The organism is Rothia sp. HMSC068E02, assembly GCF_001813565.1.
GTDB lineage: Bacteria > Actinomycetota > Actinomycetes > Actinomycetales > Micrococcaceae > Rothia.
The window spans coordinates 55495-76373 of the sequence record NZ_KV812894.1; the positions used below are offsets into that span (position 1 = coordinate 55495).

Consider the following 20879-nt stretch of genomic DNA (forward strand, 5'->3'; position numbering starts at 1 on the left):
ACTCAGACCCACACACAAGGAGGTGAGGCTCCCCGAATGATCGGGGAGCCTCACCTGCTTTAACGTATGCACTTTGCGCGGTGGCGGGAAATCACCTGGCGGTAACTCTCGCTAACGCTGACCCGCTTACTTGCGGCGGTAGGTCAGATCATGCGCGCGGCGGCCCGCCTCCTGAGCCTTACGCTCAAAGCTGGTGAGAGTACGGCCCTCCCAACGCGGAGCCCAACCACCCAGCGGATCCTCCTCGGTCGCACCGGCGCCCGGGTTCACGTTCTCAAAGTCGGGGTGCGCCTCCAGAACCTCACGCATGACCAGGGCGTACTCCTCCCAGTCAGTCGCCAGACGCCAAATGCCGCCGGGCTTAAGCACGCGCGCAACCTTATCAGCGAACGCCGGGGACACCAGGCGGCGCTTGTGGTGGCGGGACTTGTGCCAGGGGTCCGGGAAGAACACCCACAGCTCATCCACGGAGTTCTCCTCAAGCATGTTGTCGAGCAGTTCGGGTGCGTTCGCCTGAGCCACACGCACGTTCTCCACGCCGGCGTTGCCCATCTTCAGCAGCAGGTCCGCGATGCCGGGGGTGTACACCTCAACGGCGAGGAAGTTCGCCTCGGGCACCTCAGCTGCGCGGTGCACGATCGCCTCGCCCAGACCGGAACCGATCTCGACGACCTGGTACGCCTCGCGGCCGTAAATCTTGACCGGGTCGAAGGTCGCCTCGGGGGATACGGAGGTGTCGGTGCGCAGGCGCGGAATGTCCAGCACGTGGGTGGGGGAGTAGGTGTCCCACGCCTTCTGGCGGCGCGCGGTGAGGCGGTCGCCGCGGCGGACGAAGGAGTAGGGCTGGCGGAAGAATTCCTCAGGAACCGGCTTCTTGGCCTTTTCTTCGGTGGATTCGGGTGCCTGGCTAGGCTGCGTGTTCTCAGTAGACATACCTAAAAGAATAGCGTAGCGCCGCTACACCGTGCGGTTTCGCGGCGTGCGGGGCTGGCGTGACGCTGAGCTAATCGGGCGCGGGGTAGGGAGCGTGCGCGGTCTGCGAGGCATAGAAAATCGGCGCGCATAGAAATTCGGTGCGCATAGAACTTCAGCAGGCACACAAAAGTGCGGCGGGAACAGTCTTGGTTCCCGCCGCACTTTCGTGAGGTCGTCTGAGTGAGTTAGCGTGTGGGGCTTACTTCTTGGAGCCCAGCAGCGCCAGACCCGCGCCGAGCATCACGATGTTGTTTGCGAGCTGCTGGCCGTCCTGGGTGGGGCGGAAGGTTGCGTCGTGCATGTCCGGGTTGCGGAAGTACATGGTCATCAGGTTTGCCGCGAATGCGGTCAGGCCTGCACCCGCCAGGCGGGAGGGGACGAAGGGGGTCAGCAGGGTTGCGCCGAGTGCGGTCTCTGCGCCGGAGATGAGCTTACCGAAGGTTGCTGCGTCCAGCTTGGAGACTGCGGGAACACCGGTTGCCGCCATCTGCTGCAGGAAGGCGTAGGTGCCTTCGTCTGCCTTGAGCTTCTTGACGCCTGCGTCGAGGATGAGTGCGCCGGCGGTGAGTCGCAGTGCTGCGTTGGAGAACTTGCTCATGATGTTGTCCTTCTGTTCTGTAGTTGGTTGGTTAGGTTTTTGTTGAACGGTTTCTACTCTAGACCCGGTTTCTCGCCGTGTAAAGTTTTACACGTAAAGTTTCTAAATATTTTTTGAAAACCCGGCAGAAGCCTGCAGAGAAGGGGTGTGATCTAAGGGTGATACGGGGCGTGTTTCGGGTGAAGGCTGAGGGATGCCACAGGCTCGTCCCGTCTCAATCGCCCCGTCTCAAAAATCTGGTGATGTTGTATTCCTTGTACTTGTGTGGGTATGAGGGGGTAAAATTTGAAATTATGCATTCTCTGCATAACCTTTTATCGGCGATGCAAGAAATCGGAAGCCCCGCGAAATCGGAGCCCACAAGCCCAAGCGCACCGCGCCGGCTCGGGAAGCGCGGGAACCGCCTCCTGGCGCGCCGTTCAGGATTATGTATGAATACCAGCCACCCGGACTCGCCCCCGAGTGAATTTTAGGGCGAATCGACGCAGGAAAGAGGAATACGTGACACAGCAGCCAACGCCGCATAACTCCGTCACCGGCCTAGACTCCGAAGCAGAGCACTCCAAGCTCCAGCGTGGACTTAGTTACCGGCACATCCAACTGATTGCAATTGGCGGCGCCATCGGTACCGGCCTCTTCCTCGGCTCGGCAAAGACCATCGCCCTGACCGGCCCCTCCATCGTCTTTGTTTACGCCATTATCGGTAGCGTCATCTACTTTGTTCTGCGCGCCATGGGCGAGATTCTGCTCTCCAACCCCAAGTACAAGTCCTTCACCGACTTCATTACCGACATCCTCGGCCTGCGCGCCGGCTTCTTCGTCGGCTGGTCGTACTGGTTCTTCTGGGTCGTCACAGGTATCGCGGATGTCATCGCTATTACCGGCTACATCAAATACTGGTGGCCGGAAATCCCAGCCTTCATCCCGGCGCTGACCGTTATCGTGGCTCTGCTGCTGCTGAACCTGCCCTCGGTGAAGAACTTCGGTGAAATCGAATTCTGGTTCGCAGTCATTAAAATCGTCGCGATTGTCGCCCTCATTATTGTTGGTGCGCTCATGGTTGCCTTTAGCTTCACCGCGCCCGACGGTACCGTCGCCTCCGTGGCAAATCTCTGGGATCGCCCCGGCCCCTCCGGTAGCGGTATCTTTACCCAGGGCCTGACGGGCTTCCTGGGTGCCTTCCAGATTGCGCTCTTCGCCTTCGTGGGCGCTGAGCTGGTCGGTACCGCCGTGGCGGAAACCGAACACCCCGAACGCACTCTGCCCAAGGCAATTAATGCGGTACCCTTCCGCATTGGCCTCTTCTACGCCCTGCCGCTGCTGACCATCCTCGCTGTCACCCCCTGGGACAAGTTGGATAAGTCCATGAGCCCCTTCGTGGGTATGTTCTCCCTGGCGGGCATTGCTGTTGCCGCCTCGCTGGTGAACTTTGTGGTGCTGACCTCCGCGGCGTCCTCGGCGAACTCCGGTATTTTCTCGACCTCCCGCATGGTCTACGGTCTGGCACACGACGGTGCCGCACCCTCCGCACTGGGTAAGCTCACCAAGAATGGTGTGCCCGCCAACGCCCTGTACCTGACCACCGTGATGCTGCTGTTCAGCCTGGTCATGCTGTACGCCGGTAGCGGCATCATGGAGGCGTTCACCGTGGTGACCTCCGTGGCGTCGATGATGGGTATCTTCACCTGGAGCATGATCCTGATTGCGTACCTGGTATACCGCAAGAAGTTCCCCGAACGCCACGAGGCATCCGCATACAAGATGCCCTGGGGTATTGGCATGAGCTGGTTTGGCCTGGTCTTCTTCGCCGTCATGGTCTACGCCCTGAGCCTGTACCCGGACACCGCAATCGGCCTGGCGCTGACCCCCATCTGGTTTATCGCTCTGGCTATTGGCTACGAGATTCTGACCCGCCGCCACGCGGCGAAGCGTGCTCGTGCGCTGGCTGTTGAAAACGCTGCTGACAAGGCTGGTCAGAAGTAGTTTCTGTTCTTTCTGTGGCGCTCCGGTAGTGCTGTGTGTAAGCCCCGTTTCTGCATTCTTTTAGGATGCGGAGGCGGGGCTTTCGCGTGCCCTCGTGCTTGCCTGTTTACGTTCGAGGCGGCATTTTTTACACCGCTTGATATGACGTGAATAATAGAAACAGGTCACATTTTTGCCGTAAATCCTGTTTTCTTGCACTTAACACCTGTAGAATAACTATCCAAGTAGCTGTGAGAGCTCTCAGAAAAACTCCGCGTTAGTCGATAGCGTGACACTTCCGAATGCCGCGCGGTATTTGATAGAGACCCAGCCTCGCCCCGAAATCCGGGGACGCCCCGCAAGCAAATGGCCGCATATTCATACAGTGACCGTGACCGCTGCGATCTAACGATTCTTATTCCAGTAACGGCACATGCGGTACGGGGTACAACCGCTGAAAAGAGGACGTCGTGACTGAACAGAACAACGTCAGCCTGAATCCTAAAGCTCCCGAGCAGGGAGAGCGACTACACCGCGGTCTAAGCAACCGCCACATCCAGCTCATCGCCATCGGCGGTGCCATCGGCACCGGCCTGTTCATGGGCTCCGGTCGCGCCATCTCCCTGGCGGGCCCCTCCGTGATTTTCGTGTATATGCTCATCGGCGCCGTCATCTTCCTGGTGCTGCGAGCTATGGGCGAGATTCTGCTCTCCAACCTGAGGTACAAGTCCTTCTCCGACTTCACCACCGACCTCGTCGGCCCCATGGCCGGGTTCTTCCTCGGCTGGTCCTACTGGTTCATGTGGGTGGTCACCGCCGTCGCGGACATCATCGCAATTGTTGGCTACCTGCGTCTGTGGTGGCCCGACCTGCAAGCCTGGATCCCGGCGCTCGTCGTCATCGGCGTTCTGCTGACCCTGAACCTGGTGTCCGTGAAGAACTTCGGCGAAATCGAATTCTGGTTCTCCATGATTAAGATCGTCGCCATCGTCGCCCTAATCATCGTTGGCGGCGGCATGATCGCCGTCGGCTTCACCTCGCCCAGTGGTGCGCAGGCATCCGTCGCAAACCTCTGGAACGACGGCGGAATGTTCCCCAACCACCTGATTGGCTTCCTCGGCGCATTCCAGATTGCAGTCTTCGCGTTCATGGGCTCCGAGCTCGTCGGTACCACCGCCGCAGAAACCCAGGACCCCGAAAAGACCCTGCCCAAGGCAATTAACGCCGTGCCGGTACGTATTATGGTCTTCTACGTGGGCGCGCTCGCCGTCATCCTGATGGTCACCCCCTGGCGCCTGGTCAGCCCCGATAAGAGTCCCTTCGTCGCCATGTTCACTCTGGCGGGCCTGGGCATCGCCGCGCACATCATCAACTTCGTGGTGATTACCAGCGCAACCTCCTCGGCGAACTCCGGTATCTTCTCCACCTCGCGTATGGCATTCGGCCTGGCACGCGAGCGCAGCGCACCGCAGTTCCTGGGCAAGATCTCTAAGAACGGCGTGCCTCGTAACGCGCTGTTCCTTTCCGCCGTGATGCTGCTGTCCTCGATTGTGCTGCTCTACGCGGGTGACTCGATCTCTCGCGCGTTCAACCTGGTCACCACCGTGGCTGCGGTACTCGTGATTTTTGCGTGGGCGATGATTATGGTCAGCTACCTGATGTACCGCAAGAAGTTCCCGTCACGTCACGAGAAGTCGAAGTTCCGTCTGCCCGGCGGCCGTTTCTCCGCGTGGCTGTCGCTGGTGTTCTTCGCCTTCACCATCGGTGTGCTGGCCATGGATGAAGAAACCCTCAGGGGTCTGCTCGCGATGCCCGTCTGGTTCGCGATTCTGGGTATTGGTTGGTTCTTCAAGCGCCGTGCGGATGCACGCCGCCACGAAGCAATCTCTACCCGCACCGCGCAGATTGCGATTGTGGAGGCATCCGAGATTTTCTCGGCACGCTAAACACCCACGCTAAGCCACATCGGCTATCGGTACCGGCTACTAGTACACCGGCTACCGGTGCATGCGTAAAGCCCGCGTCACCTGCTCCTCTCAGGGAGCGGGGACGCGGGCTTTCGCTGTCTCCAGGGATGAACCCGAGAGGCTCTAGAGATGAACTCGAGAGGCTCGCGGGAGTGCGCTTAGAGAGGCGCCACCTCAGCCTCTTCGGCAAGCGGGTCGTTGTCGTCATCGGTGCGGTAGAAATCCCAGCGTTCACAACCGCAACCGGAACGCATCGCCTCGATGACGGCGGCAGCAGCCTCTAACGGGTCGAGCGCGTGCAGGTTCCACAGAGCATGCACCGGCACCGGGCGCCTCCAACCGTGCTCCTGCAGAAACTCGGGGTCGAAGGCGGGTAGCGCCTCGGCGGTGGGTTCGAGCTCGCAGAGGAAACCGGTGGGGGAACGGAAGACCGTCACCACGGGGGTCGGGTCGGCGTCTTCCAGGCAGGCGCCGTCGAAGAAGTAGTAGGTGCTCAGGCGGCGGTTCCAGGCAAGCTGCGCGAGGCGTTCGCCGAAGGATTCCACCGTCTGCTCCCACTGGGTGCGGTGGTACGCCGCCAGGTCGGTGTGGGCGGTCTGCACCACGCCAATGCCCTGCTCGGTGAGTTCGCGGGCGCTCAGACGCGCGGGCTCTGCCTGCTCTGCCGGCTCTGCCGATTCTGCCGGTTCCGCGGGAGCGTCCACAGGGAAGCCGTCCGGGGTATCCAGCTCTGCTAGTTCTGCTTCGGTGAGCTCAGCGTTAGCCAACTCAGCGTTAGTCAGCTCAGCATCGAGGAGCTCAAGCTCCTCAGCCGCGCTCGCCTCGGTCTCGTTCGACTCAGTGGCAGCTGCGTTTGCTTCGTTCTTCGTCCACAGGCGCAGCTCGCGGGCAATCTGCGTGCGTCCGCGATGCAGAGTCGTCTGCCAGGAGCCGAACTTGGCGCGTACCGCACCCAGCGGCGGCACCTGCTCAATGAGCGTGGGAATGGTAGACCAGTAGCCGTAGTTCAGCGCCGTCGGCTCGCGGTCGTAGCGGGCGCAATAGCTCAAAAAGAGGCTCAGAGTCTTCGGCGCAAAATCCTCGGGTACCGCCGCGGCGTCGATATACCACTCGTTCTCGAGCGCCTCCGCCGGGTAGATGCCGGTGCGGAGCATGCCCAGGGACCAGTCGCCGTCGCCGAGGTAATCGTTGACCGTCTGTGCGGGGGCAGGCCACGCCGATTCGCCCTCCATGCTGGCGGCAAGCAGGGTGTACAGGCTACCGCCCTCGGTGCCGATTTCTTCCAAACCGCGCAGTCGGATGTCCTCGAGGGTCTGCGCGTACGCCTCTTCCTCCAGCTGGGAGTAGGGGTGCGCGGCAAGGTACTTGAGCGTTGCGCCAATCTTCGCCAGAACGTGCGCAATGTCTTCATTGCTGAAGTGGCGTGCCTCCAGCGCGGACGGCAGGTCGTGAATAATATCGCAATCAAGAATCAGTGCCGCGTACTCGGGCTCCGGAGGCAAATCGTAGGCTTCCGCGAAAACGTACCAGAGGCCGCATGCGAGTATCGTGTAGCTCGGAGCGTCTGCCGTGACCGGGCCAAACTGCCAGATGCCGGAGCTCAGCGCATAGTTCAGGTACTTCTTGTTGATGTGCGGGTACAGAAAGTTGAGGCGGCGGAGAACCTGGGTAGGGGTGAACCCCAGCGCGGCGAGTTCGGCGATGAGTTCCGCGTACTCGTCGTGAAAATCTAAGTAGCCCTCCGGCGCGTTTGATAGCGCGGCTTGTTCGCGCATGGGTCCCTCTTTCATCTGCGGGATGTGGCGGCACCTTGTCGTACCGTGCCGCCGAAACCCTGAACGTGTGCACGCAGATAAGGGTGTTTGCGTGGCGTGAGTCCAGCTCTTATCTGCACGAATAAGAGATATTTTTTCAAAAAAATATGCTCTTTTATCTAAATTTATCGCTGAAACTAAGCACTATTCAAATACGTGAACCCCTAACACGGTTTCTTACGGAAAGATGACAATATTTAGCGCACCCACAGGGCAAAATGTGCGTAAAGACTCGTAATCTGCACTAGAAGATGCGATAGAAAAATACGCTTACCCGCACCCGCACAGGCGAGCAAAATACGCCCCGCGCTGACTCTTTTCTCAGCATTACCGGCCAACCCATGAGCCGCGGCGAAATATGCGAAACTGGAAGGATGAGCGAACACCCCCTCCCGAGCAGCATCCGCCCGCGCGCGGATCGAGCTGCAGACCCCGCGCCCAGCAGCGCCGCCGGCAACGAACCCAGCAGTGCCGCACACCGCGAAAAACACGAAACCGGCGGCAAGACTGAGCAGCCCGCCGAGCACCTCATCAACGCGCTCGCCATAGAAACCGGCATTGCGCCGCACCGCATCCGCGCAGCCGTGGCGCTGCTTGACGCCGACAACTCCGTACCCTTCATCGCCCGCTACCGCAAAGAAGCGACGGGCGCGCTCACCGACACCCAGCTGCGCACCATCCAGTCGCGCCTGGGTCAGCTCCGCGCCCTCGAAGAGCGCCGCAACCGCGTGCTCGAAGCGCTCACTGAACGCGCCGACGAAGGCCTCATCGACCCGCTCACCCTGCTGCAGCTGCGTTCCTCGCTCATGAACGCCGCCACCATCGCAGACGTGAACGCCATCTACGCCCCGTACCGCAGCGAGCGCGTGACCCGCGCCCAGATGGCGCGTGCCGCCGGGCTTGATTCCCTCGTCGAAGACCTGCTGGAGGTGCCCCTCGCCGAGGCGCACGCCATCGCCGCCGCATACATTACCGACGGCACCGAGGACGAGGACGAGGACGAGAGCATTGAGGTTGCAGAGGCGGACGAAGCCCTGCAGATTCACAGCGCCGAAGAGGCCCTCGACGGTGCCCGCGCAATCCTGGTTGACCGCGCCCTCACCGACCCGGTGCTGAGCGAAAAGCTCCTCAAGCGCCTGCGTGAAGGTGGCGTAATCGAGTCCCGCGTGATTGCCGGTCAGGAAAGCATCGGTGCGAAGTTCTCCGACTATTTCGCCTTCTCGGACCGTATTCGTTCCATTCCGCCGCACCGCGTGCTGGCGCTGCACCGCGCCAAGGACGCCGGCGTGGTGCGCCTCAAGGTGGATGTGGCACCCGCCCCCGTGGCGCTCAGCCGCCTGCGTGGTGCTGCCCGCGCCGAAGCTGAGGCCGCCGCAGAAAATTACGAGAACGTCCGTTCTGCATACGAGCGTGAAGTCGCCGCCGCGCTACGCATCCCCGTGCAGGTGCTCAACACCGTCGACGACGAAGACCGCGTGCTCGGCTGGCTTGCCGCCACCGTGCGCACCGCATGGCGCAGCCACCTGCGCCCGCGCCTTGCCGAACGCATCCGCCACCAGCTACTCGATGCCGCCGCACAGCACGCGACCGAGGTGTTTGCTTCCAACCTGCGCGATATTCTGCTTGCCGCACCCGCCGGACACAAGACCACCCTCGGCCTGGACCCGGGCCTGCGCCACGGCGTGAAATACGCCGTGGTTGACGGCACCGGTGAGCCGCTGCGCGTGGGCACTGTCTACCCGCACGCCCCGCGCTACCAGTGGGCAGAAGCACTGCGCGAGCTTGCCGGCGCTTGCCGCGAGCACGGCGTGGAACTCATCGCCATTGGCAACGGCACCGCAAGCCGCGAAACCGACAAGCTCGCCAGCGAACTGATTCGCACCCTGCGTGAGGAAGACGCAGAAGCACCCCAGAAGGTGACCGTCTCCGAGGCGGGCGCCTCCGTCTACTCCGCCTCCGCCCTCGCAGCCGCCGAGCTGCCCGACTACGACGTGACCGTACGCGGCGCCGTCTCCATTGCCCGCCGCCTGCAGGATCCGCTCGCCGAGCTCGTCAAAATCGACCCGCAGTCCATCGGCGTGGGTCAGTACCAGCACGACGTGCCGCCCGCCGCCCTGCGCCGCGCCCTCAACGACACCGTCGAAGACTGCGTGAACGCCGTGGGCGTGAACCTCAACAGCGCCTCCGTGCAGCTGCTCGCGCATGTGGCGGGAGTGGGCACCGCGACCGCCGAACGCATTGTCGCCTACCGCACCGAACACGGTCCCTTCGCGAACCGTCAGCAGCTGCTGAACGTGCCGCGACTGGGCGCGAAAACCTTCCGCCAGGCGGCAGGATTTATTCGCATCCGCGGCGGTGAGGAGCCGCTGGACGCCTCCGCCGTGCATCCGGAAGCCTACCCGCTCGCGCGCCGCATTATTGCCGACGCGCAGGCACGCAACGGCGCCCACTGGGTTGCCGGCGCCCTGGGTACCTCGGACGGAACCGACCCGCTCGCCGGGCTGAACCCCGCCGACTACGTGCAGGACAGCAATACTCAGGCGAGCGCGGACGAAGCCACCGCCGGCGTGTATACGGTCGAGGACATCTTCGCTGAGTTGCGCCGCCCCGGCCTGGACCCGCGCGGTAGCTTCCGCACCGCCCGCTTCTCCGAGTCCGTCTCGCACTTCGAGGACGTGCGCCCCGGCATGGTGCTCGAGGGTACCGTCTCGAACGTGGCGGCATTCGGCGCGTTCGTGGATATTGGCGTGCACCAGGACGGCCTCGTGCACATCTCGCAGATGAGCCGCGGCTACGTGGCGAACCCCCACGATATTGTGCGCAGCGGCGACATCGTGCAGGTGCGCGTGGTGGAGGTCGACCCGGCGCGCCGACGCATCTCCCTCTCCCTGCTGGTCGAGGACGAGAACTAGCGGCGAAGGATAAGCTGCGGAGCGCTCGCTAGGATAGCTACGAAAAAGCTAACCAAGCCGAGAACTCCAATCCAAGAACGAGCGTTCGCTAAAAACTTGCCCCGGAGAACGTCAGCCCTGAGAACGCAATAAAGCCCCGACAAGCACTATCTGTGCCTGTCGGGGCTTTACTCTGCCTAGCTTCAAGCCCCTAGACGCGGGACTCTACGCTCCAGCTTAGAAATCAATGTTCGCCGGGTCAGCGCCAATACGACCCTCGGGGCTGGAAAGCGCATCCACAGCCGCGATGTCCTCGGCGGTCAGCTTCACGTTCACCGACGCCAGGTTCTCCTCAATACGAGAGGGGGTCGCGGACTTCGGGATAGCCACGGTGCCCTTAGCCAGGTGCCATGCCAGCACGACCTGCGCGGGGGTTGCGCCGTGGCGCTCCGCAATCTCAGCCAGCACGGGGTTCTGCAGCAGATCGCTACCGTTGCCCAGCGGGCTCCATGCCTGAGTCGCGATGCCGTACTCGGCGTGAACGGCGCGCAGCGCCTCCTGCGAGAAGTAGGGGTGTAGCTCAACCTGGTGGATGACCGGAACCACGCCGGTCTCCTCGATAATCTCGCGCAGCTGCTCCTCGGGGAAGTTCGAAACACCAATCGAACGGACCTTACCCTGCTTCTGCAGCTCAATCAGCGCACGCCAAGAATCCAGGTACAGGCCCTGCTGCGGCTTAGCCCAGTGAATCAGGTACAGGTCAACGTAGTCGGTACCCAGCTTCTCCAGGGAAGCCTCGAACGCCTCGAAAGCGCTCTCGTAACCCTGATCGGAGTTCCACAGCTTGGTGGTGAGGAAGATGTCTTCGCGAGCCACATCGGAGTTAGCGATAGCGCGGCCCACGCCCGCCTCGTTGCCGTAGCTAGCGGCGGTGTCGATGTGGCGGTAGCCGATCTCCAGGGCGGTGCTCACAATCTTCTCGGCGACCTCGTCCTCAATCTGCCATACGCCGTAGCCCAGCTGTGGAATGGTTCGGCCGTCGTTGAACTTTACGTTGGGTACGTTGTAGCTCATGATGCTCCTTTTGAATCTGTGGGGAGGCGGCGCCTCCGTAAGTAGTGGTACCAGGTTACGCCTCAGAGCCCCCGTTGAGAAGGGCCACAGCAGAATCGGGCGTGAATCTAGCCCGAGGCGTAACCAAGTAACGAAAAATGACGGGCGTCAGGCATATCAGCAGACCCGAAGTCTACCGCTCAGTCTGGAAGGTGGCTACCGCTCAGATTGGAGGGCGGCTACCGCTCGACAGCCGGCGCAAACAGCTCACGCACATCCTCAGCCGTCACCGCCGCGGAGGCGAACTCGCCTTCACCGACCACCGCATCGAAGAGCGCGGCCTTCGACTCCTTGAGCTGCATGACCTTCTCTTCAATCGTGCCTTCGGCAACCAGGCGGTAGACGTGCACCTCCTTGTCCTGGCCGATGCGGTGAATACGGTCCACCGCCTGCTGCTCGGCGGCGGGGTTCCACCACGGATCCATGATGAACACGTGGTCCGCCTCGGTCAGGTTCAGGCCGAAACCGCCAGCCTTGAGCGAAATGAGGAATACCGGCTCCTGACCGCTCGTGAACGCATCGATGACCTCGGCGCGGTTGCGGGTCGAACCGTCCAGGTACAGGTGGCCGATACCCTCCTCCGCCAGGCGTGCCGAAATGCTCTTGAGGTAGCCGGTGAACTGGCTGAACACCAGCACGCGGTGGCCCTTCTCGAGCAGGTCGGGTAGCTGCTGAACCAGGTAGTCGCGCTTGACCGACGACACCCCGGCGTAGGCTTCCGGATCAATCAGCGCGGCATCGAGCGCTAGACGGCGTAGCAGGGTCAGCGACTGGAAGATCGTGAACCGGTTCTTGTCCATATCCTCCAGCAGACCCAGCACCTTCTGGCGTTCACGCTGCAGATGCGTGTCATAGATGCGGCGGTGACCGGGAGCCAGCGGCAGATTCACGCGCGTATCGTTCTTCGCCGGAAGCTCCGCCGCCACCAGCTCCTTGGTGCGGCGCAGCATGAGCGGACGGATGCGCCGGCGCAGACGAGCAGCCGTCGCCGCGGCGTGCGCCGGGTCCTCACCGGACTCCGCCGGGCGAGCGTACAGGTCACGGAACGCACGGGCGGAGGGGAACAGACCGTCCGCCACAATCGCCAGCAGCGCCCACAGCTCCATGAGGTTGTTCTCAATGGGCGTGCCGGTCATCGCGATCTTGGTGCGGGCGGGCATCGCGCGGGCGATGGACCAGGCGCGGGTGCCGGTGTTTTTGACGAATTGCGCCTCGTCCAGCAGGAGCGCACCCCAGCCTTCGGGGGCGGACTGCTCGCCCGTGGAATCGTCAACGGTACGGCCTAGCGTGCGGGCGTAGCCGGTGTAGGCGTCCTCGTCCATACGCAGCAGCGTGTAGCTGGTCAGTACCAGGTGCGCCCCGGCGATGCGCTCAGCCAGCGGGGTCTTACCTGCGGTGGTTTCGGTGATGGTCACGACCTTCGCTTCGGGCAGGAAGCGTGTCGCCTCCGCCGCCCAGTTGGTAATCACGGAGGTCGGCGCAACCACGAGGAAGGGCGCGAACGGCTCGACGCTCTCACCGCGCTCGGCAGCACGTTCGGAGGCGGTGCGGTGCTCCTCGATGGCGTGGGCGAGGAGGGCGAGAGCCTGCACGGTCTTACCCAGACCCATATCGTCGGCGAGAATACCGCCCAGACGCTGCTCGTGCAGGAACGACAGCCACTGGAAACCCTCCACCTGGTAGGGGCGTAGGGTCGCCTGCAGGCCGATGGGTACCGGGCAGCTCGGAATAATCTGGCGGGAAGTCTTCTTGCGAGAGGTCTTCTGGAGCGCGGGGGAATCCTGAGTTCCCTTGTCAGAGGTCTTTTCAGAGTCCTTTTCGGTGCTCTCTTCGGCATCCTCCAGGCCCTCAACCAGCTCCAGTAGCGAACGCACCTGAGCATCCCACCGCGCGGTCGTATGCACGCTCGCCGCCAACGACTCCAGCTCAGAGAACAGCCCCGCCTGGTGCCGGTTAATGCGCAGATCGCCGCCCGCGTCGTCGAGTTCGCGAGCCTCCGCGATGAGGGTGCGCAGGGTCTTAAACTCGGGTCGACGCAGCGAAAAATAGGTACCGTTACCGAGCAGAATACGGTCTGCCCCGCGATCGAGTGCCTCAAAAATCTGCGCAAACGGCACGGTCCAGTTATTGACCTTTACCGCAATGCCCAGGCCGAACCAGTCGCGAGAATTGCCCTCGCTCACGGTGATTTCAATCAGTGCGTCGGTTGCCTCCACGAACTCCGGCGGAGTGCCGTTAAAACGCACCTGAACAGCGGAAACACGGCGAAGTTTCGGCAGAATCGCGCTGAGCAGCTCGCGGGTTTCCCAGCCTTCGATGCGGCGCTCTTCCAGCCCGGAAAGCGCCGGGTGGGCAGCAAGAATGGCGCGCACCGAACGCAGTACGCGCGCCTCAAAACGCTCATCGCGAACCTCGCCGCCCTCTTCACCGGGGTAACCGAAAACGGGCAGGGAGTACACATCGGAGGCACCCGCAGAGTCCTGTGCGCTCGCCTCCTCTGCACTGTCCTCCGCGAAGGGGTTCAGCGGGTACTCCCAACGCCAGCTCAGCTGCGCGTCGTGGCGTACCTGCTCGTCAAAGCTGATTACAAGCACCAGATGCGGCGGCTTCACGCGAGGTAGCGCCAGCGCCGGATCGGGGGTCAGCGAGGGAATGGAACGGCTGAGCGCGGGCAGATACTCCTTCTGGAACGTGGCGCGTTCCGCGGCGGGAATGTGTACGGTTCCGGCGCTAATGAGCGATTCGGAGGCGGCATCGAGCGGCTCGACCAGAGGGATGAGCGCCAGCTCCACGCCCTCGGGCAGTTCGGGTACGGCGGGGGAGTAGCGCACCCGCTCACTCCGCATCCGTTCACCCTGCGCCGGGTTGATGGTCGGGGTAGAGGGCTCAGTAGGCGCCTCCTGCGCGTCCTTTTGGGCAGTCTTTTGCACGAAAGATTCGCGGCCCACTTCATCCAGCGCGCCGGGGCGCGCGGTCTTCCAGTGCACCGCCTTTGCCGCCTGTTCGTACTCCTGCTGGGCGAGCCCTCCCAGGGCAAAGAAGCCGGTGCGCGGGGTGCCGATGGGGTGGCAGTGCGCGGCGGGTAGCCAGAGCTGGCGCAGTAGTTCGCCTTCGCGTCCTTCCCAGCTGAGCGCGGCTTGAAGCTGCAGTCCGGCGCCTTCCGCGTGTTTCTCTTCGCTGGCGGCGGCGTGCAGGCGCACCTGTGCGGGGCTCAGCACGGCGTAGTTCACTTCGCGACCGTTGACGAGCAGGGGCAGGCCAATATCCTCTGCGCGGGCGAGTACGTCCCAGAGCAGAGTGGAGGCAGAAGCGCTGATTGAGATCCAGTCGCGGTGCGAGGAGTACATGTTCTGCCAGGGGCGGGCAATCGAGTAGAGCTCGGCGAAGAACCGTTCGTGTTCGGGGTAGATTTCGTGCCGCCCGACGGGCCCGCCCACGCTGGATGCGAAGGTTTCCCAGCTGAGTCCGCCCTTGATCCAGCGCCCGGTTTTGGACGCCATGAGCGGGCGGGCGAGCAGGTTAATGCTGGGGGTTGCGCCGGGCATATTGCGGCCGCGCGCGTAGGAGCCGGAGACGCTCAGGGAGAAATCCAGGGCACCGCTCACGCGCATCGAATCAATGCCCGCAAGGTCCTGACGTGCGGAAAGAACGGAGGAGAGGTCGCGTCGCCATGCCGAGATTTTGGTGGCGGATGCCTCTGCCTGCAGGCTCGGGGAGGCGCCTAGCTCGTTGAGTGCAAAGCTTCCCTGGGGGTTTGCGGGCTCGGTAGCCGCTGCATCGGGTGCGGGCAGTTTCGCCGCGGTGGTGAGCGCACCGGAGGCGCGCAACGCCGCGAGCGGGTCGGCGGCTTTCTTCGCCTCCGCAACGTCCGCGCTCTTTGAATCTGCGGATCCCCTTGCCTCTGCCGCGTCCTTTGCCGCGGCACCGGGTACGCCGACCGGTCCGGGGTGTTCGCTGAGCGCCTTTTTCGCTACGGAGGCGCGGTCGAGCGCGGTGAGCATGAGCGCTACGGCGTGCTTGCAATCGGTGAGTACGGGGCAGGTGCAGCGGGCAGTGAAGGTTGCGGAGCCGCTGACGGCGGGGAAGAAGCGGACGGTCACTTCGTAGGGGATGATGGTGCTTCCGTTGACGAGCCCGGTGAGGGTGCGTTCGTCTTCGTCGTAGCTGTAGCGGATGACTTCGCGGTTGCGCTGGTAGGCGACACCGCGCTGGTAAGTGCGGTGCCCGGCCTGGCGAATGATCTGCGGTACGGTGACGGGAATTTCGGGGAAAGGATTGTTGGCGCTCACCAGCTCATTATCGCGTATCGTGCGGGCTTGCGCCTTGTCGCCGGTCATTTGCGGGTGGCTGCCGGGCTGGTTGCCGAGCTGGTGGCTGGGGCGACTATTGAGCGGTGTTTTGGGGCCTGTTTCGTATTTTTGGCGGGGGAGTTTTTAACGCATAAAAACACCTGTATTCACATAAGATATTCCGCGCAGTATCAAAAATTCCCGCCATTTAAAACGTTCCCACAAGCCAAAATGCTAATAATCTAAATCTCTTTCAAAAAACGCTTTACTTAACTTGAGAAAATGCTGTAAGCTAAACCCAGCTTCAAGAGTTTCGACTGATAAGCTCCGACTATGGTCGAACGCCAACCCCATGTTCACGGGTGGCTCGGATGACGAAGCGGTTTGTATTCACCACCGGAATAACCGGTGGTAATTGGTACAGACAAGAGCAACGCGAAAGGATCGCGCCACTCACGGCGCAGGTTGTCACATGTACAACGGCTCTGCAACCGAAGCAGCAATCTCTCTGAACCCCTCCCGCTCCTACCAGGAAAGCCTGCGTGCCGCAGCTGTCCCCGCGCGAGGCGGATACACCGCAGTCAGCATTGACGATTACTCCCGCATTTCTTCTAAGCGCGACGAGTTCCTGAACTTCCTTCTTCTGCCGAACCCCGAGGGCATCCCCGCTATTCAGTACGCCGGTCTGCGCGTAGCGTAGCATTAGGGGTATGAATTTCTCCGGTATGCTCCTGGACTCCGACGTTCTTGCGGAGATCCGTAAGGCGGATCCTGATCCCGCCGTGGTCGCTTTTCTGCGCCGCCGCTCGTTCCGACACATGTACATTTCCGTGCTGAGTATTGGTGAGCTGAAGGGCCTGTACCCCTACCCGGAAACTGATCGTTGGATTACCGAACTTCTTGAGCGCTTTGGCGACCACGTTATTAATGTGGATGCGCATGTGAGCCTCGAGTGGGCTGGTCGTCAGGCGCCGCTCGGTGTGCATGCCGTGGGTCGTGATGATGCCGGTCCGCTGCCTACCGCCGCCCTGGAGGGTCTGATGGCGGCGAGCGCGAGTGCCTATGATTTGGAGCTGATTTCTTCTAAGGCTCAGGTGTACCGCGCCTGGGGTGTTCAGGCTTCCAACCCGTGGACTGAGGATTAAAACTTTGCCGGATGCGCGTCCTCGCGTGCATCCCTGTGTGAATAGTTGTGAGAACCCGCTTTCGAGTGTTAATCGGAGGCGGGTTTCGTCGTTAATTCGTGGCATGATTGAAGGACGATGAAAAGCACCTCACCTATCTCGCGTTATTCCATGCCCATGCCTCTGTGGCTTCAGGGTGTTGTTGAGCTAATTGTTACTGCCCTGTTCTCTGCTGTTGCCGTGTTTGCGGCGATGTCTGCCGTGTGGGCGACCAAGGGTTTTGGCGACATGGAGTTCTCCTCCGTGGCCGCCATGTCGGCGCACCTGTGGCTTCTGATTCACGGTGTTCCTTTGGATCTTGCGGCTGCTTTTGGTGCTTCTGCCGGCACGATGACGCTGGTGCCGCTGGGTTTGAGTGTTCTGCCTCTGCTGCTCTGTTACCGTTCGGGTCGTCGCCTGGCGCGCGCCTCGTATGAGGGTGAGTTTTTGATTCCGGTGCTGTCCGGTTCGGTGACTTATGCGCTGATTAGTTCGGCGATGTACGGTTGGGCGAGCCCGCATCCGCAGCCTCTTCAGGCGTTGAATGCTGCCCTGGTGCCTTTGGGTATTGTGGTGGCTGGTCTGATGTGGGGTGGCTACCGTGAGGCGCGTTCGCTCTCTCGCATGGTGGGTGTTGATACTGCGGAGCAGATTTCGCAGATGAGTCAGTATTCGCGTTGGGCGGGTTCGTATGCCTGGGCTGTGGTGCGTGCCGCGGTGGTTGCTTTTGTGGCGCTGGTCGGTCTGGGTGCGGTGCTTTTGGGTATCGGTATTTTGGCGGGCTGGTCGCAGATTGTTGCCACCTACCAGGAGCTGCACGCGGGCGCTGTGGGTGATACTGCGGTGACTCTGCTGCAGCTGGGTTTCTTGCCGAACCTGGTAATCTACGCGATTGCGTGGTCGACCGGTGCCGGTTTCTCCTTTGGTGCGGGTACCTCGGTTGGTTTGACCAGTAGTGATGCCGGTACTTTGCCGATGCTTCCGATTCTGGGCGCTGTGCCCGAGTCGATGGGCACGTTCGGTCTGGTGGGTCTGCTGGTGCCGCTGGGTGCCGGTGCGATTGCTGGCTGGTGGTTCTTGCGTGAGGGTGAGGATCACCTGGATGAGTGGGTTGCCCTGAAGGTTCCGTTCCGCCCGCTGTCTGCGCTGATTTCTGCGGTGGTGCTGGGTGTGATGACCGGTATTATGACGTCGTTTGGTGCCCTGTGGCTGGGCTGGATTTCGTACGGCTCCCTGGGCATTGGTCGTTTTACGGAGGTTGGTGCTGAGCCGCTGACTTTTGCGGCGCATACCGCGTTGACGGTGGGTGCCGGCGTGACTTTCGGTATGTTGCTGAGCCGTGCCCTGGTGCCGGATAGTAGCCGTGAGCTGCCTCGTTTTGCGGATGAGCGCCCGAACCTGGGTGAGCGTCTGATGAGTTTTACTGCCTCGACCCGTGAGCGTTTTGCACAGGGCCGTGAGCATTTTGCGGAGCGTCGTGAGCGTTTTGCGGAGCGTCGTGAGCAGCGTGCCCAGGAGCGTGCGGAACGTGCACAGCGTGAGGCTGAGGAAGCCGCTGAGCGTGAAGCTGAAGAGGCGGCTGCGCGTGAAGCCGCTGAGCGTGAAGCTGAGGAGGCGGCACGTGCGCAGGCTTCCGAGCACGTTGCTGAGCCCGAGCGGTCTGTAGCATCTGAGCAGTCTGTTGTATCTGAGGTGGCGACCGGTCACGTTCCGGTGCATCCGCAGGAGCCTGTGGTTGCCGTTCCGGTAGAGACGACTGAGCAGCTGGCGCAGCGTGCGGCGGCGGATGCTTTCGCTGAGATTGTTGCAGAGCGCGAAGAGGCGGCTGAAGATCCTGTAGTAGCAGAATCCACTGCGGACGCTACTCAGGAGTCTGTCTCCGAAGAGCTTATTGCGCAGGAGAGCTCTGCTGAGGAGTACGAGCCGATTGAGGCCGTTCAGCAGGTCGATTACCTGCACTCTGCACATGCTGGCTCTGCACATGCTGACTCTGCGCATGCTGAGGATTACGAGAGTATCGAAGCTTCTGTTGAGCCTGCCTCCAGCGAGCACGCTACTTATGAACACACTGCTTATGAGCCCGCCCTGTACGCTCACGACCCCTCCGATGAGCAGACCCGCGAGCTGATTCAGGAGCCCGTCTACGAGGCTGCTGAACCTGTTGAGCGTGAGGACGCTGTCGAAGAGCCCGCAGAGCAGGCGCTGCGTTCGAAGGGCCGCGCGATCCGCATTATGGCGTACTTCGGCTTTGGTCTTGAGCAGCCCGCCGCAGCGCAAGATGACTCAGCGCAGGATAGCTCAGCCGATGCCGCTCACGCCGCATCCGCCGCGCAGGATTCCGCTCGGGACCGTGCCAATGACCGCGCGCATGAGCGTGAGCAGAAGCGCGAGGCGAAGAAGGCGGCTAAGGCGGCACGCAAGAAGCAGAAGAAGGACTCAGAGCGCGACTTTGTGGATCGCGAACTGGATGTCCTCTCTGCTGATCAGGCGATGAAGCGCATCTTTGAGGTTCGTAGTCAGACCGGAGTGCTTCCGCTGGTGACCGATGAGGCGTCTACCGTGGAGCTGCCCCCGCTGGATGTCATCTCCTCGAAGTCCCAGGGTTCTAGCGGCCAGGGTTCTAACGCGCGCAAGAAGAACTAACGCGCGGCTGAAGAGCTAGAGCTGGACGCGCCGGTGAGCTTGTCCATCGTGCCCTGGAACTTCTCGTCGCAGGTGGACATGTCGGTCTGAGTCAGCGCGGCGGCGCGGCACTCACGGTACTCCTGCGCGCCGGGCATGAAGGCGAGGCCAATGCCACCGAGCAGGGTCATAGCGCCGTAGATAATGCTGACGCCTGCGGCAATGTAGAAGAACCAGGGGCCGCGGTAGATTGCGGTGCGCACAATCGCAATAATGCTCAGGGTAATGCCGGCGAGCGCGAAGAGGAAGAGCGCCAAGAAAAGCGGCATCGTGGAAAGCACGAAGGAAGACGCCGCAAAAATCACCAGCGCGGCAACAATCAGCATGAGCGAGGTGCGAATATTCGCTTTCTGCTGTTCGATGGGGTCGATGGGCTTGCGCGGCTTCTTGCCCTGAGGTCCCCGAGGCTGCGGCATCATGTTCGGGGTGGGCTGCTGCGGGGTGTCGTTCGGAGTGTTGTTCGGGGTGTTCTGCGGGGGAGTAGACATACCTATAAGGGTACCGCCCCGTCTGCCCGTGACCTATTGAGTTTGCGACCTGTTGAGTTTGCGTCCGGTGAACCCCAGTGAGGATTCGTCTCGCCGGGGTTTCTTTGTGCTCGCCTTTGGGCTTTAGGCGTGTTGTGAACCTCTTACCCCCTTTGGATAAGGGTGTGAGACGGGTTATACTAGTCGGGTGCGAATTGTGGTTATGGTATCCGGCTCCGGAACGAATCTTCAGTCCATCCTCGACGCTGTAGCAGCGGGCGAGCTTCCCCTCGACATTGCGGCAGTGGGCGCCGACAAGCCCTGTCTGGGCATTGAACGTGCCCAGGCGGCGGGCGTACCCACCTTCCTGGTGCAGCCCGGCGACTACGCCGACCGCCCCTCTTGGAACCGCGCGCTGGAAGAAAAGATCGCTTCCTACAACCCCGATTACATTGTGTTCGCCGGCTTCATGCGCATTGTTGACGCGCAGCTGGTCGAGCGTTTCAAAAACCGCATTATTAACACCCACCCCGCCCTGCTGCCCTCCTTCCCGGGTGCGCACGGCGTGCGTGACGCCCTAGCGCACGGTGTGAAGATTACCGGCCTGACCGTCCACTTTGTGGATGCGGGCGTTGACACCGGCCCCATCCTCGCCCAGGCGGCAGTGCCCGTTCTGGATGACGACACCGAAGAAACCCTGCACGAACGCATTAAGGTGCAGGAGCGCCGCCTGCTCGTGCAGACCATCGCATCCCTGGCTGAATCTCACGGCACTGCATCTGACGGCGCTGCATCCGACAGCTAATTCCGCCCACTAGATTTTTGCGGCGGAATGAGCCGAGCTCACACCCCGCCGCCCACACACGTTCCGTTGTGGCACCCGAGTACCCCTGAGGGGAAGGTGCACAGCGGCGGGGAATACCCCACACATATCCTGTCTATCCGGGCAGGCTACGTC

Annotated in this window: 13 protein-coding genes and 1 riboswitch; of the genes, 7 read left to right on the forward strand and 6 right to left on the reverse strand. The window is 61.9% G+C overall.

Annotated features, from left to right (window positions below; genetic code table 11):
- Positions 1–126: 126 nt before the first annotated feature.
- Both trmB and HMPREF2919_RS07610 read right to left on the reverse strand, forming a co-directional pair.
- Positions 127–933, reverse strand: a complete 807-nt coding sequence (trmB, locus tag HMPREF2919_RS07605) for a tRNA (guanosine(46)-N7)-methyltransferase TrmB (RefSeq protein WP_049358392.1) — start codon at positions 931–933, stop codon at positions 127–129.
- A gap of 241 nt (positions 934–1174) precedes the next feature.
- Complete coding sequence (locus tag HMPREF2919_RS07610) at positions 1175–1573, reverse strand: hypothetical protein (RefSeq protein ID WP_070667080.1); 399 nt, start codon at positions 1571–1573, stop codon at positions 1175–1177.
- 501 nt (positions 1574–2074) lie between these two features.
- Here HMPREF2919_RS07610 and HMPREF2919_RS07615 point away from each other — a divergent pair.
- Together HMPREF2919_RS07615 and HMPREF2919_RS07620 are read left to right on the forward strand one after the other, a co-directional pair.
- Positions 2075–3556, forward strand: coding sequence for an amino acid permease (locus tag HMPREF2919_RS07615; RefSeq protein ID WP_070667082.1), 1482 nt, complete (start codon positions 2075–2077; stop codon positions 3554–3556).
- 449 nt (positions 3557–4005) lie between these two features.
- Positions 4006–5481 carry an amino acid permease gene (locus tag HMPREF2919_RS07620; RefSeq protein ID WP_070667084.1) on the forward strand — a complete coding sequence of 492 codons (1476 nt, stop codon included), beginning with the start codon at positions 4006–4008 and terminating at the stop codon, positions 5479–5481.
- Positions 5482–5660: 179 nt separating this feature from the next.
- On the opposite strand, the gene HMPREF2919_RS07625 is transcribed toward HMPREF2919_RS07620, so the two are convergent.
- A complete protein-coding gene (locus tag HMPREF2919_RS07625) occupies positions 5661–7277 on the reverse strand; it encodes a TY-Chap domain-containing protein (protein ID WP_049352159.1) in 1617 nt (538 codons plus the stop codon).
- A gap of 413 nt (positions 7278–7690) precedes the next feature.
- Here HMPREF2919_RS07625 and HMPREF2919_RS07630 point away from each other — a divergent pair, with 413 nt between their 5' ends.
- Positions 7691–10228: a helix-hairpin-helix domain-containing protein gene (locus HMPREF2919_RS07630; protein WP_172855764.1), complete on the forward strand. Its 2538-nt coding sequence runs from the start codon at positions 7691–7693 to the stop codon at positions 10226–10228.
- 216 nt (positions 10229–10444) lie between these two features.
- On the opposite strand, the gene HMPREF2919_RS07635 is transcribed toward HMPREF2919_RS07630, so the two are convergent.
- Both HMPREF2919_RS07635 and HMPREF2919_RS07640 read right to left on the reverse strand, forming a co-directional pair.
- Positions 10445–11281: an aldo/keto reductase gene (locus HMPREF2919_RS07635; protein ID WP_049352157.1), complete on the reverse strand. Its 837-nt coding sequence runs from the start codon at positions 11279–11281 to the stop codon at positions 10445–10447.
- Positions 11282–11499: 218 nt separating this feature from the next.
- On the reverse strand, positions 11500–15657 hold the full coding sequence (locus HMPREF2919_RS07640; protein ID WP_049352153.1) for a DEAD/DEAH box helicase: 4158 nt from the start codon (positions 15655–15657) through the stop codon (positions 11500–11502).
- A 254-nt stretch (positions 15658–15911) separates the two neighbouring features.
- Positions 15912–16046, forward strand: a riboswitch (SAM riboswitch).
- Between the two features lie 35 nt (positions 16047–16081).
- Between HMPREF2919_RS07640 and HMPREF2919_RS07645 the strand changes: the two genes are divergently transcribed.
- The 3 genes from HMPREF2919_RS07645 to HMPREF2919_RS07655 all read left to right on the forward strand — a co-directional run bounded on the left by HMPREF2919_RS07645 (position 16082) and on the right by HMPREF2919_RS07655 (position 19415).
- Complete coding sequence (locus HMPREF2919_RS07645) at positions 16082–16309, forward strand: hypothetical protein (protein ID WP_044150747.1); 228 nt, start codon at positions 16082–16084, stop codon at positions 16307–16309.
- Positions 16310–16319: 10 nt separating this feature from the next.
- A complete protein-coding gene (locus tag HMPREF2919_RS07650; protein ID WP_012904099.1) occupies positions 16320–16754 on the forward strand; it encodes a PIN domain-containing protein in 435 nt (144 codons plus the stop codon).
- Between the two features lie 117 nt (positions 16755–16871).
- Positions 16872–19415 carry a cell division protein PerM gene (locus HMPREF2919_RS07655; protein WP_070667086.1) on the forward strand — a complete coding sequence of 848 codons (2544 nt, stop codon included), beginning with the start codon at positions 16872–16874 and terminating at the stop codon, positions 19413–19415.
- Here the strand turns inward: HMPREF2919_RS07655 and HMPREF2919_RS07660 are convergent.
- Complete coding sequence (locus HMPREF2919_RS07660) at positions 19412–19942, reverse strand: hypothetical protein (protein ID WP_049352147.1); 531 nt, start codon at positions 19940–19942, stop codon at positions 19412–19414. The two genes, HMPREF2919_RS07655 and HMPREF2919_RS07660, sit on opposite strands and share 4 nt — an antisense overlap.
- Before the next feature lie 202 nt (positions 19943–20144).
- Between HMPREF2919_RS07660 and purN the strand changes: the two genes are divergently transcribed.
- On the forward strand, positions 20145–20726 hold the full coding sequence (purN, locus tag HMPREF2919_RS07665) for a phosphoribosylglycinamide formyltransferase (protein WP_049352241.1): 582 nt from the start codon (positions 20145–20147) through the stop codon (positions 20724–20726).
- Positions 20727–20879 lie beyond the last annotated feature (153 nt).

Coding starts and splice junctions, on each gene's coding strand:
- HMPREF2919_RS07635 (WP_049352157.1), bottom strand. CDS start 11,281: ATGAGCTACAACGTACCCAACGTAAAGTTCAACGACGGCCGAACCATT.
- trmB (WP_049358392.1), bottom strand. CDS start 933: ATGTCTACTGAGAACACGCAGCCTAGCCAGGCACCCGAATCCACCGAA.
- HMPREF2919_RS07655 (WP_070667086.1), top strand. CDS start 16,872: ATGAAAAGCACCTCACCTATCTCGCGTTATTCCATGCCCATGCCTCTG.
- HMPREF2919_RS07610 (WP_070667080.1), bottom strand. CDS start 1,573: ATGAGCAAGTTCTCCAACGCAGCACTGCGACTCACCGCCGGCGCACTC.
- purN (WP_049352241.1), top strand. CDS start 20,145: ATGGTATCCGGCTCCGGAACGAATCTTCAGTCCATCCTCGACGCTGTA.
- HMPREF2919_RS07660 (WP_049352147.1), bottom strand. CDS start 19,942: ATGTCTACTCCCCCGCAGAACACCCCGAACAACACTCCGAACGACACC.
- HMPREF2919_RS07630 (WP_172855764.1), top strand. CDS start 7,691: ATGAGCGAACACCCCCTCCCGAGCAGCATCCGCCCGCGCGCGGATCGA.
- HMPREF2919_RS07625 (WP_049352159.1), bottom strand. CDS start 7,277: ATGCGCGAACAAGCCGCGCTATCAAACGCGCCGGAGGGCTACTTAGAT.
- HMPREF2919_RS07650 (WP_012904099.1), top strand. CDS start 16,320: ATGAATTTCTCCGGTATGCTCCTGGACTCCGACGTTCTTGCGGAGATC.
- HMPREF2919_RS07645 (WP_044150747.1), top strand. CDS start 16,082: ATGTACAACGGCTCTGCAACCGAAGCAGCAATCTCTCTGAACCCCTCC.
- HMPREF2919_RS07640 (WP_049352153.1), bottom strand. CDS start 15,657: ATGACCGGCGACAAGGCGCAAGCCCGCACGATACGCGATAATGAGCTG.